Annotated in this window: 17 protein-coding genes; 10 read left to right on the forward strand and 7 right to left on the reverse strand. The window is 53.1% G+C overall.

Going from position 1 to position 15,429, the window contains the following annotated elements; all coding sequences use genetic code 11:
- Positions 1-95: 95 nt before the first annotated feature.
- Positions 96-1,217: an anhydro-N-acetylmuramic acid kinase gene (gene anmK, locus GEAM_RS10090; RefSeq protein WP_034791107.1), complete on the reverse strand. Its 1,122-nt coding sequence runs from the start codon at positions 1,215-1,217 to the stop codon at positions 96-98.
- Between the two features lie 439 nt (positions 1,218-1,656).
- On the opposite strand from anmK, the gene GEAM_RS10095 reads away from it, so the two are divergent.
- Positions 1,657-2,127 carry an outer membrane lipoprotein gene (locus GEAM_RS10095; RefSeq protein ID WP_034791109.1) on the forward strand — a complete coding sequence of 157 codons (471 nt, stop codon included), beginning with the start codon at positions 1,657-1,659 and terminating at the stop codon, positions 2,125-2,127.
- A gap of 163 nt (positions 2,128-2,290) precedes the next feature.
- Here the strand turns inward: GEAM_RS10095 and slyA are convergent, their stop codons facing one another.
- Positions 2,291-2,728, reverse strand: a complete 438-nt coding sequence (gene slyA, locus GEAM_RS10100) for a transcriptional regulator SlyA (RefSeq protein WP_034791111.1) — start codon at positions 2,726-2,728, stop codon at positions 2,291-2,293.
- A gap of 182 nt (positions 2,729-2,910) precedes the next feature.
- On the opposite strand from slyA, the gene GEAM_RS10105 reads away from it, so the two are divergent.
- From GEAM_RS10105 to GEAM_RS10115, 3 genes are read left to right on the forward strand one after another with little or no spacing between them, the layout of a single operon-like run.
- Positions 2,911-3,147, forward strand: a complete 237-nt coding sequence (locus tag GEAM_RS10105) for a DUF1656 domain-containing protein (RefSeq protein ID WP_034791113.1) — start codon at positions 2,911-2,913, stop codon at positions 3,145-3,147.
- Positions 3,148-3,151: 4 nt separating this feature from the next.
- Positions 3,152-4,009 (forward strand): efflux RND transporter periplasmic adaptor subunit, encoded by an 858-nt coding sequence (locus GEAM_RS10110; RefSeq protein ID WP_034791116.1) that lies wholly within the window; start codon positions 3,152-3,154, stop codon positions 4,007-4,009.
- 10 nt (positions 4,010-4,019) lie between these two features.
- The gene (locus GEAM_RS10115; protein ID WP_034791119.1) at positions 4,020-6,071 is read left to right on the forward strand and encodes an FUSC family protein; all 2,052 of its coding nucleotides are present in this window, start codon (positions 4,020-4,022) and stop codon (positions 6,069-6,071) included.
- 119 nt (positions 6,072-6,190) lie between these two features.
- Here the strand turns inward: GEAM_RS10115 and GEAM_RS10120 are convergent, their stop codons facing one another.
- Together GEAM_RS10120 and GEAM_RS10125 are read right to left on the reverse strand one after the other, a co-directional pair.
- On the reverse strand, positions 6,191-7,087 hold the full coding sequence (locus GEAM_RS10120) for an aldo/keto reductase (protein ID WP_034791120.1): 897 nt from the start codon (positions 7,085-7,087) through the stop codon (positions 6,191-6,193).
- Between the two features lie 130 nt (positions 7,088-7,217).
- Positions 7,218-7,460 (reverse strand): DUF1289 domain-containing protein, encoded by a 243-nt coding sequence (locus tag GEAM_RS10125; protein WP_034791122.1) that lies wholly within the window; start codon positions 7,458-7,460, stop codon positions 7,218-7,220.
- A 168-nt stretch (positions 7,461-7,628) separates the two neighbouring features.
- On the opposite strand from GEAM_RS10125, the gene GEAM_RS10130 reads away from it, so the two are divergent.
- From GEAM_RS10130 to rnt, 4 genes are all read left to right on the forward strand, one after another.
- The gene (locus GEAM_RS10130; RefSeq protein ID WP_034791124.1) at positions 7,629-8,237 is read left to right on the forward strand and encodes a TetR/AcrR family transcriptional regulator; all 609 of its coding nucleotides are present in this window, start codon (positions 7,629-7,631) and stop codon (positions 8,235-8,237) included.
- A gap of 138 nt (positions 8,238-8,375) precedes the next feature.
- A complete protein-coding gene (gene nemA, locus GEAM_RS10135) occupies positions 8,376-9,467 on the forward strand; it encodes an alkene reductase (RefSeq protein WP_034791126.1) in 1,092 nt (363 codons plus the stop codon).
- Between the two features lie 173 nt (positions 9,468-9,640).
- Entirely contained in the window at positions 9,641-10,048 is a 408-nt protein-coding gene (gene gloA / locus GEAM_RS10140) for a lactoylglutathione lyase (RefSeq protein ID WP_034791128.1), read from the forward strand.
- A 90-nt stretch (positions 10,049-10,138) separates the two neighbouring features.
- Positions 10,139-10,852: a ribonuclease T gene (rnt, locus tag GEAM_RS10145; RefSeq protein WP_034791130.1), complete on the forward strand. Its 714-nt coding sequence runs from the start codon at positions 10,139-10,141 to the stop codon at positions 10,850-10,852.
- A gap of 100 nt (positions 10,853-10,952) precedes the next feature.
- Here the strand turns inward: rnt and GEAM_RS10150 are convergent, their stop codons facing one another.
- Positions 10,953-11,306 carry a Grx4 family monothiol glutaredoxin gene (locus GEAM_RS10150; RefSeq protein WP_034791132.1) on the reverse strand — a complete coding sequence of 118 codons (354 nt, stop codon included), beginning with the start codon at positions 11,304-11,306 and terminating at the stop codon, positions 10,953-10,955.
- Between the two features lie 484 nt (positions 11,307-11,790).
- Here GEAM_RS10150 and GEAM_RS10155 point away from each other — a divergent pair, with 484 nt between their 5' ends.
- Entirely contained in the window at positions 11,791-12,651 is an 861-nt protein-coding gene (locus GEAM_RS10155) for a C40 family peptidase (RefSeq protein ID WP_034791134.1), read from the forward strand.
- Positions 12,652-12,868: 217 nt separating this feature from the next.
- On the opposite strand, the gene cydH is transcribed toward GEAM_RS10155, so the two are convergent.
- A complete protein-coding gene (cydH, locus tag GEAM_RS10160) occupies positions 12,869-13,144 on the reverse strand; it encodes a cytochrome bd-I oxidase subunit CydH (protein ID WP_034791137.1) in 276 nt (91 codons plus the stop codon).
- Positions 13,145-13,294: 150 nt separating this feature from the next.
- Between cydH and purR the strand changes: the two genes are divergently transcribed.
- Positions 13,295-14,320 (forward strand): HTH-type transcriptional repressor PurR, encoded by a 1,026-nt coding sequence (gene purR, locus GEAM_RS10165; protein ID WP_034791139.1) that lies wholly within the window; start codon positions 13,295-13,297, stop codon positions 14,318-14,320.
- Between the two features lie 57 nt (positions 14,321-14,377).
- Here the strand turns inward: purR and punR are convergent, their stop codons facing one another.
- Complete coding sequence (gene punR, locus GEAM_RS10170) at positions 14,378-15,283, reverse strand: DNA-binding transcriptional activator PunR (protein WP_034791140.1); 906 nt, start codon at positions 15,281-15,283, stop codon at positions 14,378-14,380.
- Positions 15,284-15,429: the final 146 nt, after the last annotated feature.

The raw sequence follows: 15,429 nt of genomic DNA on the forward strand, positions 1-15,429 counted from the left end.
TCTTGGTTTAGTCCGTTTAGTACCACGCCTGACGGCGTAGCACATTGAGATTAAACCGATAACGTCATAAGTGGCCTCAAGAGAGGCCGCAGGCTTTAGCGCGAAAGGCTGTTCGGCACCGGGTAAATCGCCCCCAGCACGGTTTCTTGCGACGCGCCGGTGACTGACGGCAAATTGCCCGCTTTGCCCGACAAGGTGCGAAACGCCAGCCACGCGAAGGCCAGTGCTTCCATGTCATCGCCACTGATGCCAAAGCTGTCGGTAGTAGAAACTTCGGTGCCCGGCAGCATCGCCGACAGGCGCGCCATCACCAGCGGGTTGCGCGCCCCACCGCCACAGACCATCAGGCGATCGCAGCTTCCCGCCAGTTGAACTTGCTCGGCAATGCTCACGGCGGTCAGTTCGGCAAGCGTGGCCTGTACATCTTCAGGAGCCAGCTCGTGAACCTTGCTGAGTTGCTTCTCAAGCCAGGCAATATTGAAATATTCTCGCCCAGTGCTTTTCGGCGCAGGCTCGGCGAAATAAGGGTCTGACAGCATCTGCTGTAACAGCGTCAGGTTGACTCTGCCGCTGTTGGCCCACTCGGCGTTTTTGTCATAAGGCTGGGCGCGATGACGCCAAATCCAGGCGTCGAGCAGCATGTTGCCTGGCCCGGTGTCGTAGCCGCGAATCGGCTGGCCCGGCAGCAGCAGGGACAAGTTGGCGATGCCGCCGATATTCAAAATCATCCTGCGTTCAGTCGGGTGTGCCAGCAAAGCCTGATGGAAAGCGGGCACCAAAGGCGCGCCCTGCCCGCCAAATGCCATATCGCGGCGGCGGAAGTCGCCGATGGTGGTTACGCCGGTCATGGCGGCAATGCGATTGTTATCGCCCAATTGCATCGAGAAGGTGGCGTCGCCCTTTGGCTGATGCCACACCGTCTGCCCATGGCAGCCGATGGCGGTCACCTCTTCAGCAGTGATCCCAGCCTGTTTCATCAAACCTAATACCGCCTCGCCAAACAGTATGCCCAGCCGGGTATCGAGATCGCCGACCTGTGCCAGTGTCACCTGTTGGCCCTGACACATACCTAAAATGGCGTTTTTCAATTCAAGAGGAATAGGATGAGAGTAGCTGGCCTGCTGCGCCACCATGCGTTCATCAATCGCGGCCAGAACCACGTCGACCCCGTCAAGACTGGTGCCAGACATCACGCCGATATAGCGCCCTGATTTCATAGATAACATCCTCGAATCTCCCGTGAAAAGGCCGGTGAAGGCGGTCCACTTAAATAAAAATAACTCATTTAACTTAACCAGAATTCATCTTGCAACGCTATGAGTTGCACAGGTTTTATTGCGCTATGTGATTGGTGTATTTGTTTTTTGTTAATCAGAGAGGATTTTGGGAACCAACCGGAAATAAAAAGTGACTAACAGTACAATTGACTTGCCGACGGCCTTATCCCCAGACAAAGCTGTCTAAAACCTAAACCACCGTTTATTATTAGTTGAACAGGCCTAATGTAGTATCAGCGTTATGCACCTTAGCCCTAGTTCGCTATAAACAAGACTCGACACCCTCGACAGGATGTTGAAATGTGGAATGCATCATCTACGCTATTGCTGGTTATATGATATGACGCTGCGATGACGTGACTTTAAACAGGAGCAATTTATGATTAAGCGTTTTCTGGCTGTCGCCCTTGCGGGTGTGACTCTTGCTGGTTGTGTCAGCGACAACACTGCCTCTGGCGATGTGTACTCATCCTCTCAGGCGAAACAAGTTCAACAAGTCTCTTACGGCACCATTCTTTCTACGCGTGCGGTACAGATTCAAGGCGGCGATGACAGCAACATCATCGGTGCACTGGGTGGTGCGGTGCTGGGTGGCTTCCTCGGTAACACCATCGGTGGCGGCGCAGGTAAAAGCCTGGCAACAGCCGGCGGTGCGGTCCTGGGCGGCGTAGCCGGTCAGGGTGTACAGAGTACGCTTAACCGTTCTAACGGTGTTGAGCTGCAAATTCGTCGTGACGACGGCAGCACCATTCAGGTGGTACAGAAAGTTGGCCCAACCAAATTCAGCGTCGGCCAGCGTGTTAGCTTAGCGACCAGCGGCAGCACCGTGACGGTATCTCCAAGCGCCTGATAATATCGGCACGGAGTTAACCCAATAAAAAAGCCGGGAGTGGAAGCTCCCGGCTTTTTTTTGTTCGGTTTTGTTCGGCAAATAGGCCGCATGAACAAAAAAGAGTGTGCTGTATGCAAAAATAAAGCAGAAAGCCGTTTATTCAACGGCGGGTATTAATGATTTATTGTGATTTACTTTGTAAAGAAGCGATGTTTTGTTCGAGTCGCGCCAACATTCCAGACAGCTGTTGGATATCCGACTGAGACATGCCGCTGAGGATCTCTTTGCGGGTTGAATCAATCACTGACTCCATCGCATTGATGATCGGCGAGGCTTCTTCGGTCAGTTTAATGCGTTTCGCACGGCGATCGCTGGCGCAGGTTTGACGGGTGATCAGCCGCTTTTCTTCCAGTTGGTCGAGCGTTCTCACCAAGGAAGGTTGCTCAATGCCAATGGCTTTGGCGAGCTGAATCTGCGACTGTTCTGGCGGTAACATGTTGATATTATGCAACGTTACCCAATGGGTCTGCGTCAACTCCAGCGGCTTTAAGCGTTCATCAATCAATGAGCGCCACGCACGAACTAATCGTGCTAGATCTGATCCAAGGTTCGATTCCAATTATCCCCTCCTTATAATTAGCATGCTAAGATAACTCCCCAGAGTTTAGCCTAGTTTTCGGAATTTTAATCGTGTAATTACATTTCTATATATACTGGATCTTATTACCGTCAGCTCAGGAGCCAGCTTCAACTCCCTGATTGACCTTGTTTATAACACAATCACCCGCAGAGATTAATATTGTGGATGCGCAAATCTTTCATACAGGCTACCCGCTCACGGATTTAGTCTTAGGGGCTTCGCTTTATTTCCCTCCGATCTTCAAAGCCATTTTACTGGGATTGCTTTTTTGGATTTTAATCCACCACCTTTTACGCGATTGGATCTATTCCGGCGAAGTGTGGCATCCGACCTTGATGGACTTATCTCTTTTCGTCATTTCTATTTGTGGTGCCCTGCTACTGCTGATCAACGAGTAAAAAAATGAAATTCAAAACGCTTAAATATTTCTCCACGGTGTTGGTCTTTGCGGTAGCGCTTTGCGCCGGTTGGTGGATGTGGAATTACTACATGCAGTCGCCGTGGACCCGTGACGGCAAGGTGCGCGCCGAATTAGTCGACATTACGCCAGAAGTCTCAGGGCGCATCATTGGCATCAATGTGCATGATAATCAGCTGGTTAAGGGCGGAGATCTGCTGTTTACTCTCGACCCGCAGCCTTTCCAGATAGCGCTGGATAACGCGCAGGCCGCGCTGGCCAAAGCCTCCGCCGACCTTGATAAAGCCAATCATGAAGCGCAGCGCCGCCGTGGTCTGGGTGCCGGAATTGTCTCAGCCGAAACGCTGGATGAGTCCAATATCGCCGCCAAGGCGATGAAAGCGCAGTATGAAGCCGCGCAGGCCTCTCTTGAGCAAGCCAAGTGGAACCTGAGCAAAACCAAGATCTTTGCGCCAACCGACGGCTATATCACCAATCTGCAAACCCGCCGTGGCAACTACGCCACCACCGGCACGCCGCTGGTCGGGCTGGTTGATACTCACTCCTTCTACATTTTGGGCTATTTCGAAGAGACCAAGCTGCGCCATATAAAAGAGGGCAGTTTGGCGAATATCACCCTGTATAACGGCGACATTCCATTGCAGGGTCAGGTTGAAAGCATCGGGCGCGCTATCTATGACCAGAGCGTGGATCCTTCTGCCGACTTGCTGATGAATGTGAAACCCAACGTGCCTTGGGTCAGGCTGGCCCAGCGCGTGCCGGTGCGCATTAAGCTGCTCAACGTGCCCGCCAACGTAGTGTTAGTCGCCGGAACCACCGCCACTATCTCCGTACACGACTAGGGCCGGTGACGTGAATCTCTCTTGGCTCGAATGGAAAAATACCCCTTGGGGTAAAGCCACCGGCGGCCAGTGGCGCTATGCCCTGCGCAACTCGATTGCCATGTGCCTGTCGCTGTACATCGCCTTCGTGTTACAGCTCGATGACCCTTACTGGGCGCTAACCTCCGCCGCCGTGGTGAGCTTCCCCACCGTCGGCGGGGTGATCAGTAAAAGTATCGGCCGGGTGATTGGCAGCCTGCTCGGCGCACTGGCCTCGGTGCTGATTGCCGGGCACTGCCTGAATGAACCTTGGTTGTTCACCTTTGCCATTGCCGCTTGGCTGGGGCTTTGTACTTACGTTTCCAACCATTATCAGAACAACGTCTCCTACGCCTTCGCACTGGCCGGGTACACCGCAGCCATCATCGCGTTTTCCACCGTTAACGTGACTGACACCGGCAAGATTTTCGACATCGCGCAGGCCCGCGTGTGTGAAGTGATCACCGGCATCCTGTGCGGCGGCTTTATGATGATGATCCTGCCGAGCACCTCTGACGGCGACGCCCTGCTCACTTCCCTGCGCAAGATGCACGCCCAGTTGCTGGATCACGCCAAGCTGCTGTGGCGACCGGACATTACCGAGCAAATTCGCACCTCGCACGAAGGAGTGATTGGGCAGATCCTCACCATGAATTTGCTGCGTATTCAGGCGGTCTGGAGCCACTACCGGCTGCGTCGGCAAAATAATTTGCTCAACTATCTGCTCCACCAGCAGCTGCGCATGACCAGCTACATCTCCAGCCTGCGCCGCATGTTGCTCAACTGGCCGCAGCCGCCCGAGCATCTTTATGAGACGCTGGAAACGCTGATTGAGGCGCTGCGTGACCCGGAAAGCAATAAGTACCAGATTGCCCGCATCCTCAGCCAAATCAAGCCGCACGACACCTCGGATTATCGCTATCAGGCGTTTTGGAAACGGCTGCGCGACTTCTGCTGGCTCTATTTGCATAACGAACGCTGGCTGCGTCGGGTGGAAAACACCAACGCCGCGCAGGTGGAGTTCTTGCAGCCGCCTCGCGCCAGCCGCCTCACCGAGCACACCGACACCTACGAAGCGGCCTACAACGGCCTGCGCACCTTTTTGTGTATCGTGATTGCCTGCGCCTTCTGGATGAGCACCCAGTGGAGCTCCGGCACCTCGGCGGTGGCGCTGACCGCCGTCAGCTGCGTGCTCTACTCCTCCACAGCGTCGCCGATCAGCAGCATTACCCTGCTGATCAAATCCCTGCTTCTGCTGTTTGTCGGCTGCTTTATTCTCAAGTTCGGACTGATGATCCAGTTGAATGATTTCTGGGTGTTCTGCGCCTTCTTGCTGCCTATTTTGGTCACCATGCAGATGATGAAGTTGCAGTATAAAAAGTACGCCGGGCTGTGGGGGCAACTGCTGGTGTTCAGCGGCTCGTTTTTGGCGGTGACTAACCCGCCGAGCTATGACTATGGCGCATTTATCAATGATGGGATTGGCAGAATCGTTGGCGTAATGCTGGCTGGCGTGGCTTTCCAAGTGCTGCGACCAAGCTCGGATAAGCGCAAAAGTCGGCGCATTATCCGCGCCCTGCGCCGTGACTTTATTGACCAGCTAAGCCGCAAACCGCAGCTCAGCCATTTGCAGTTTGAGTCGCTGATCTATCATCGCATCAACCAGTTAAATCAGAGTAAAGATCAGGTTTCGCGGACTTGGCTGCTGCGCTGGGGCGTGGTGCTGCTCAATTGCAGCCATATCGTCTGGCAGCTGCGCGAGTGGGAGATTCGCTCAGATCCGCTCTCTGCGGTGCGCGACGTCTGCATTCACTGCCTGAAAGGCATCATGACCGAACGCGGCGTTAGCCACACGGTGCTGGATTCAAGTTTGGCGGAGCTATCGCGGATCAGCGAATCCTTGGCACATCATCCTGATGAATCAGCGCGGGAACTGGCGGGGATTATTTGGCGGCTCTACTGCTCGCTGTCACAGCTACAGCAGGCGATTTCTATTGAGGAAGTGGCGGCTGAGAACAGTAGCACCCAGCCGATTAGAACTTAACTCAAAGACATTGGTGCTGTAGCAAGGCAGCAAATGAGTTCATCCCGATGAGCTGACACAGGTCAGTGATTCGGGTGAACGAATGAAGCTAACGCCGCTACAGCGCCAAGGACGAAGAGTTATGGGACGTCGTAGCCCAAAGCAGCCTTTCTAATTCGGAACCACTGCTGGCGCGTCATCTCAAGTGACAATGACTTCCACGCCGACTTCACGCGGTCGATTTTGCCAGAACCAATAATTGGCAGCGGCTGAGAAGGCAGGCGCAGCACCCACGCATACACCACCTGCTCAATACTTTCCGCACCAATCTCCTCGGCAACCTGTTGCAGCTCGTCGCGCAGCGGCTGGAACTCAGCATCGCTAAACAGGCGGCCGCCGCCCAGACAGGACCAAGCCATTGGCTTGATGCGCAGCTGTTGGCAAAGGTCTAAAGAGCCGTCAAGAATGGCTGGCTGATGGATTGGGGAGATCTCCAGTTGGTTGGTCACCAGCGCGAACGGCAGGCGAGACTGCAACAGGGTGAACTGCGCCGGAGTGAAGTTAGAGACGCCGAAATGCTTCACTTTGCCGCTTTTGTGCAAGGCGGTGAAGGCTTCAGCGACCTCGTCGGCATCCATCAACGGGTCCGGGCGGTGGATCAGCAACAGGTCGAGACGATCGGTGTGCAGATTGGTCAGCGACTTCTCGGCGCGCTCAATAATGTATTTACTGTCCGTGATGTAGTGGCCGATTTTATTCGCCGGGTCCGCCTTGGTGGCGATACCGCATTTGCTCACCAGCTCCATCTTTTCACGCAGCGCGGGTTTCAGACGCATCGCTTCGCCAAACGCCGCTTCACAGGCGTATCCGCCATAGATATCCGCGTGGTCCGCCGTGGTAATGCCCAGCTCAACGTGCTCTTCAATAAAGCTCAGCAGCTGTTGCGGCGTCATGTTCCACTCCATCAGACGCCAGTACCCGCTAATCATGCGAGAGAATTCCGGGCCCTGTGTGGAGAGTAAGGTACGAGGATCCATGTTATTACCTCTATCGATAGGTTATTGAGTTATTAGTTAAAGGCTGAATGATTTAAGCATACAGAATTGCCAGCGGCCTGTATTGATCTCCGCCATACGAGCAAGTTGAAAGGTGAGCTGGTGCTAAAAACTAAAAAAGAGTGGGCTGTTCTGGCTGGGCGTCGTCGTCGGGTTTCTTGGCCGCGCGCTGCAAACGCAGCAGGCGCTGGTGACACAAGCGCAGCACGTGGCGCTTCTCGGTGTCGGTCATGGTCATCCAGCCAAAACGCTCTTCGCGGCTGCGCAGGCAACCACGGCAGAATCCTCGATTATCTGCCTGACAGATACCGCGGCACGGGCTTGGAATGTCAAAAAACTCTAACTGTTGAGCCACAGTGACTCCCTATCGAGCATTGAACTCTTATTGAAGACGCTTTGCGCCGTTCCCGCAACCCCCTTTTACACTTCACCACGTTGCTCTTATTCGCAGCAACGTGTCAAAATGTGCTCTACTCCACATTTAGGGTTGACCTAGACCGACCGGTCTAATACTCTCAGAGCCATGAACAAGATGACACATCCACATAGCGATACACGCGAACATTTGTTGGCAACCGGCCAGGAACTCAGCTTACGTCTGGGCTTTAACGGCATGGGGCTGACTGAACTGCTGAAAAAGGCCGAAGTGCCTAAAGGCTCGTTCTATCACCACTTCCGCTCAAAAGAGGCGTTTGGTGAGGCAATGATTCAGCGTTATTACGACGGCTATGATGCGCATCTGCTGGCTATGTTCAGTGCGCCGCACGGCAATCAGCGTCAGCACATCCTGAACTATTACGCACAAACCATTACCAACTTCTGTGCTAGTGAAAACTACAACGCCTGTTTGTCGGTGAAGCTGTCGGCAGAGGTTAGCGACCTGTCAGAGCCAATGCGCCACGCCCTTGAACAAGGCACGGTGCGGGTGGTAGGTCGCTTAAAAGATGCGGTAGAAAAAGGCATTGCCGAAGGTTCACTTAAGGTGCCTTTCTCCCCAGCGGCCACAGCGTCAGCCCTCTACTCTATGTGGCTGGGTGCGTCATTACTGGCTAAGATCAAACGTTCTGTCACCCCGCTGGCTACTGCGGTAGAGACGATAGAAACGTTTTTGCAGGACCCGAATAAATCCTGATTGTCGCAAGAGAGTCAGGGTAATGCGTCAAGAGCGCGGTGAGTTGCCGCGCAGTAAACTTAATCAGGTCAAATGTTTGACCTCTTTTTTAAGATATGAATCAGACCGACCAGTCTATTACTGAGGAGTTTTTAGAAAATGACTAAGCTTTTTACCCCGATTGTTGTCGGTAATAAAACTTTACCGAATCGCGTATTCATGGCTCCACTGACTCGTCTGCGTAGCATTGAGCCGGGTGATATCCCTACCCCACTGATGGGTGAGTATTATGGCCAACGCCACACTTCAGGTTTGATTATTACTGAAGCGACTCAGGTTTCTTTCCAAGCCAAAGGCTATGCTGGCGCACCGGGCCTGCACACGCCGGAGCAGACTGCTGCATGGAAAAAAATCGTGTCTGGCGTTCACGCGAAAGGCGGCCATATCGCCGTTCAGCTGTGGCACACCGGCCGTATTTCTCACAACGACGTGCAGCCAGAGAACCAGACGCCGGTATCGGCTTCTGCTATCAATGCTAACACCCGTACTAGCCTGCGTGATGAACAGGGTAACGCCATCCGCGTGGATACCCCGACGCCACGTGCGCTGGAACTGAGCGAAATCCCGGGCATCATCAATGATTTCCGCCACGCGGCAGCTTGCTCTCGTGAAGCAGATTTCGACTATATCGAACTGCACGCCGCGCACGGCTACCTGTTGCACCAGTTCATGGCTCCGGCTTCTAACAACCGTACCGACCAGTACGGCGGCAGCATCGAAAACCGTACCCGCCTGACGCTGGAAGTGGTTGATGCCGCCATCGAAGAGATTGGCGCAGAGCGCGTGGGTATTCGTATCTCCCCACTCGGCCCGTTCAACGGTCTGGACAATGGCGAAGATCAAGAGCAAGCCGCGCTGTACCTGCTCGACGAGCTGAACAAACGCAACTTGGCTTACCTGCACATTTCTGAACCAGACTGGGCAGGCGGCAAGCCTTACTCTGATGAGTTCCGTGCAGCGATCCGCGCCCACTATAAAGGCGTGATTGTCGGTGCTGGTGCTTACACCGCAGAGAAAGGCGAAGACCTGATTGAGAAAGGTTTCATTGACGCCGTGGCGTTTGGCCGCAGCTACATTGCTAACCCAGACTTGGTTGAGCGCCTGAGAAGCCATGCACCACTGAACGAACCACAGCCAGAAACTTTCTACGGCGGCGGCGCTCAGGGTTACACCGACTACCCGACTTTATAAAAACGGCGAGTCCGTATAAAACGAAGAGTAACTAACTGGTTGGTTTAAAAGCCATTAGTGCAAAAAATCAACCATTGCGGCAGCCGCCCCTCCGGCTGCCGCTTTTTTTGCCTGAATCCCCATAATCAGTTAGTCTGTTATCTATTACCTACCCCCTGCATTCAGAGGACATTATGCGCTTACTTCATACCATGCTTCGTGTTGGCGACCTGCAACGCTCCATCAATTTCTACACCGATGTTTTGGGCATGCGCCTGCTGCGTACCAGCGAAAATACTGAATACAAATACTCCCTGGCCTTCGTCGGTTACACCGATGAGAGCGAAGGTGCGGTTATCGAACTGACCTACAACTGGGGTGTGGAAAGCTATGATCTGGGCTCGGCCTATGGTCACATCGCCCTTGGCGTAGACAACGTTGCCCAGACTTGCGAAGACATCCGCAAAGCCGGTGGTAACGTGACTCGCGAAGCTGGCCCGGTGAAAGGCGGTTCTACCATCATCGCTTTCGTCGAAGATCCAGACGGTTATAAAATCGAGCTGATCGAATCCAAACACGCGGGTCAGGGTCTGGGTCACTAATCCCGCTTTCCGCTAACAAGGGCGCATAAGCGCCCTTTTTTGTTGCCCTTTTTTCCTCCCCTCCTGCAACTGACAGAAAAATTTGTCATAATGCCGGCTGAATTCGATGAAGATAAGAAGCTAATGGCCGAGAATAGTGACATTAACGCCCTGAGAGGCCGATTTCGTGGTTTTTATCCCGTAGTTATCGATGTTGAAACCGCAGGATTTAATGCCCAAACCGATGCGCTGCTAGAAATTGCCGCCATTACTTTAAAGATGGATGAAGAGGGTTGGCTGGAGAGCGACGAAACGTTGCACTTCCACGTCGAGCCTTTCGAAGGATCCATTCTGGTGCCAGAGGCGCTGGCCTTTAACGGCATCGACCCGACCAATCCCCTGCGCGGCGCGGTGAGCGAGTACGATGCGCTGCACGCGATTTTCAAAGCCATTCGCAAAGGCATGAAAGAGCAGAACTGCAACCGGGCGATCATCGTGGCGCACAATGCCAACTTCGATCACAGCTTCCTGATGGCCGCCGCAGAGCGCGCCGGGCTGAAACGCAACCCTTTCCACCCTTTTGCCACTTTCGATACCGCCGCACTCAGCGGATTGGTGCTCGGGCAGACGGTGTTAGCGAAGGCCTGTATCAGCGCCGGGATGGTGTTCGACAGCAGTCAGGCGCACTCTGCGCTGTATGACACCGAGCAGACCGCCAAACTGTTCTGTGAGTTGGTAAACCGTTGGAAACGCCTTGGCGGCTGGCCATTGCCGGTGGGCGATGAGACTGAAGCCTCTTGCGAGACGGACAGCGAAGCAGAATAACTGGCCTCAGTCAGAACTAATCGGAACAAATAGATAAAAAAAGAGCGGCTCAGATGGCCGCTCTTTTTATTTTCTCTGCTGTTACAGCGGGAGCCTGAAATTACTCAGGTTGCTGCTCTTCAGAAGATTTGTATTTCTCAGCAGTTTCTTTGATCAGCTGCTGCAGCTCACCGCGCTGATACATTTCAATTACGATGTCACAACCACCGACCAGCTCACCATCAACCCACAGCTGCGGGAAGGTTGGCCAGTTAGCAAATTTTGGCATTTCAGCGCGGATATCTGGGTTTTGCAGGATATCAACGTAAGCGAAACGCTCACCACAGGCAGAAAGAGCCTGAACAGCCTGAGCCGAGAAACCGCAGCTTGGCAGCTTAGGTGAACCTTTCATGTACAGAAGGATTGGGTTTTCGGAAACCTGCTTCTGGATTTTTTCAATAGTTGGTGTGGTCATTTCTTGCTTCCTCAAGCCAAAGCTGGCTGTCACGGTCATTACTCATTATGCGCAGGCTGCTTATGGGAACCCGCAGCCTTTGTCGCTTGTCTTCTATTGTAACGATGGCTGGCATGGGATAAAAACGCCATTTTTTGCAGGGTTTTTCTCCTCTGCGCCATGCATTATTTAACTGCCTGTGCCATTTTTATTAAAATGCCTAACAGGTCTCAAAAATAAACTGGCATTCAGAATAACATTTTTGCCGAACAAATTTAACTGCCGAATTAGTCATGCGCACGGCATAGAGCATTATTTCAACCCACTGAAATATGGTGCTTTTAAAACCGTTTAATGACTATTTTCTCAGCATTTAAAAAGCTATTAACTTTTTCTCACAATATGATCTAGAATCGAGGCATTTCGTGCTGTTTTGTCCGGTTCATTTGGGCAATACTCTGACATCTCTGATGTTTAACTTTGGGCCAATATTGGTAACGACGCCATGCGTTTATTGATTACGCTTTCCGTACTGCTATTTACCCAGCTATTTCTCAATTTGGCGCATGCAGCGCCAAATGCTAACGTTTCCGCCGATCAGAAGAAAAGCCACGTGAGTCAGGCTAAACCCGATGAGCGCCGAAAGCGAAAAGCCGTGGCCAAGACCAGTAAAAAGTCTAAGGCAGAGCCGGTAAAAGAAGAGAAAACCAAAAGTACCAAGACCAAAGAAACGAAAAAGGCCGCACCGGCCAAGCTTGCTCACCACTCGCGAGCTGAAAAGAAAACCGCCAAAGTCGCGCTACACAAAACCGAAACAAAAAAAGAAAGTCGAACAAAACTGGCGAAGAACGAAACGAAAAAGAACGGCAAAAAAGCTTACGGGCGTCACCGAGGTGACAAAGACGTTCTGGCAAAAAACAGTAAACCTATAACATTAAGCGCCGCGCACAAGAAACGTTACCAACACGCGCAGCAGACAGCGATGACCAAGTTGATGCATCAGGTTGGCAAACCTTATCGCTGGGGTGGTACCTCACCGAATACCGGGTTTGATTGCAGTGGTTTAGTGTATTACGCCTATAAAGATTTGATTCGCATTAAAATGCCACGCACCGCGAACGAAATGTACCACCTTCGCGACGCAGCGCCGGTTAAGCGCGGTGAACTGGAGAGCGGCGATTTAGTCTTCTTCCGCATCAGCAAGCGCGGCGCAGCAGACCACGTGGGCGTCTATCTCGGCAACGGCAAGTTTATTCAGTCACCGCGAACCGGTGAAGATATTAAAATCACCTCACTGGGTGATGATTACTGGCAAGATCACTATGTTGGCGCGCGTCGCGTTATGACGCCTAAAACGATTCGTTAAGTCAGCTCCACCGCTAATCAGTCACTGAATAGCATTTAACGAAACGCTTATGAAGTTGTTGAGTTACCAAGACGGCATAAAGTTGGAAAACAAAAAGGGCGACCTCAGTGATGGGGTCGCCCTTTTCTCTATCTATCAATTTATTTATCTATAACGACGTCTAGATCTATTACCGAACACGATTTAACGCGCCTAACCCCTGATCGCAAACAGAGGATTAGTGCATTACCGCCGTAAAGCTAAAAGCCAAAATCATAGCTAATGCGCCGACTGTCGTGATCAATGCGAATTTCAGATTGCTGTCCATTAAAACTCCTTCTGGATCAAATGCGGCCACGTTGTAAGCCATACAGTTTGTGTGCCAAAGCAGTTTCTCACAGTTCCAGGCTAAAATCCCGTGATCATTCCCTGCCTTAACAAGACTTTTTACTTTCCCTTTTCCACAATATAAGAGAAAATTCGCGGTTACCACGCTGCGTGCCGGTCGATTCATCCCGATGTTCTTTCAGACAGTTGTCCTTTTCTGAAAAACCCACCAACGATTTCACTGCGCTTTTATTATTCAGCAGTCAAATCCACGCAGGCAAACGATTAACATAATGCTAACGTGCCAGAGCACGTCGGTACAGGAGTCATTCTTTTCATGGCAACGATAAAAGATGTCGCAAAGCGGGCTGGCGTTTCCACCACTACCGTGTCGCACGTCATCAATAAAACACGTTTCGTCGCCGAAGAAACTAAAGCCGCCGTGCAGACTGCCATTAAAGAGCTGCACTACTCGCCTAGCGCCGTGGCCCGCAGCCTCAAGGTTAATAACACCAAGTCTATCGGCCTGTTGGCAACGTCCAGTGAAGCGCCTTACTTCGCCGAAGTGATTGAAGCCGTAGAAAACAGCTGCTTCGCCAAAGGCTATACGCTGATTTTATGTAACTCACACAATAACCTCGACAAGCAACAAGCCTATCTGGCGATGCTGGCGCAAAAGCGCGTCGACGGCTTATTGGTGATGTGCGCCGAATACCCGGACGCCCTGCTGGACATGCTCGAAGAGTATCGCTCAATCCCAATGGTGGTGATGGACTGGGGCGAAGCGCGTAAGAATTTCACCGACAGCATTATTGATAACGCCTTTGAAGGCGGCTACATGGCCGGGCGCTACCTGATTGAACGCGGTCACCGCGATATCGGCGTGATCCCTGGGCAGTTGGCGCGTAACACCGGCGGCGGCCGCTTCCAAGGCTTCGTCAAAGCCTTAACCGAAGCCAATATTCCGCTGCGCGAAGAGTGGGTGGTTCAAGGGGATTTCGAGCCGGAATCTGGCTATCAGGCGATGCACAAGATTCTGATGCAGAAGCAACGCCCGACCGCGGTGTTCTGCGGCGGCGACGTGATGGCCATGGGAGCAATCTGCGCCGCTGACGAAATGGGCCTGCGCGTGCCGCAAGACATCTCGGTGATTGGCTATGATAACGTGCGTAACGCGCGCTACTTCTCCCCTGCCCTGACCACCATCCACCAGCCGAAAGAGCGTCTGGGCGAGATGGCCTTCACCATGCTGCTCGACCGTATTGTCAGCAAGCGCGAAGAGTCACAGACCATTGAGGTTCACCCGAAACTGGTTGAACGCCGCTCAGTAGCCGACGGCCCGTATCGCGACTATCGTCGTTAATAGCGCGCCGCGAATAAGATAGTCAACCGACCAACGCCTGCTCTCACGCAGGCGTTTTTAATTGCGCAGCCACTCCTGATTCATGGTTTCGCTGTCTCCAAGGTAGTCCAGCAGCCACGCCAGCGCGGGCGATTGGTTGCTTTGGTCCCACGTCAGGCAGCAGGCGCTTTCCGGGAAATCCGTAGCCAGCTGCAAAACGCGAAGCTTATCCTGCTCGAGCCATTGATCCACCATATGCACCGGCATCATGCCAACGCACAACCCGGCACACAGACACTCAATGGCGCAGGTCCAGTCCGGCACCACGAGGCGACGCTGGTTATCTAAAGTCCAGGTGTCGCGCTTGGGCAAGTTGCGCGAGGTGTCTTCCAGACATAGCGCGGGGTATTCTCGCAGTTGGTCGTCAATCAGCGGCGCGGGCAATGCCGCCAGCGGATGGCTCGGGCTGACCACGCAGTGCCAGTCCATAAAGCCCATGTCGCGAAAGCTGAAACGCCCGCCGGTCGGCACCGCGCGAGTGGCGCCGATGGCGACGTCGGCACGGCCATCAACCAGCGCGTCCCACACGCCGTTAAACACTTCGGAATGAATAATCAGCTCAGTATCGGGAAAGGTGCGATAGAAGTCGGTCACCAGCCGCCGCGCCCTTTCTGGCTTGACGATACGGTCAACCGCCACGTTGAGCTGGCCGCGCCAGCCGTTTGCCACCTGCTGGCACTGGCGGCGGGTCGCCATCATTTTTTTGATAAGCAACCGCGCATCATCGACGAAAACCTGCCCGGCGGGGGTTAATTCCACATCACGGTGACGGCGCTCAAACAGCGGCACGGCCAGCCACTGCTCGAGTTGGCGGACGGTATAACTCACCGCCGAGGGCACGCGGTGCAGTTCTGCAGCCGCCGCGCTAAAACTGCCGGTGCGCGCCACGGCGTCCACCACTTCTAACGAGTATTCTGACCACATTTCATTCGCCCTCGGCTTGCTTTCAATTTTTTTGATACATCACTGCAAATATTAGCGTTTCACAAGGGCTTTACCAAACACTTAAACTTCTAGGCGTTTTCCTGCAATTTTTGCCATCGCGTAACCTCATTGATACATCGCATTTA

Origin of the sequence: Ewingella americana ATCC 33852 (assembly GCF_000735345.1) — a bacterium.
Classification (GTDB): domain Bacteria; phylum Pseudomonadota; class Gammaproteobacteria; order Enterobacterales; family Enterobacteriaceae; genus Ewingella; species Ewingella americana.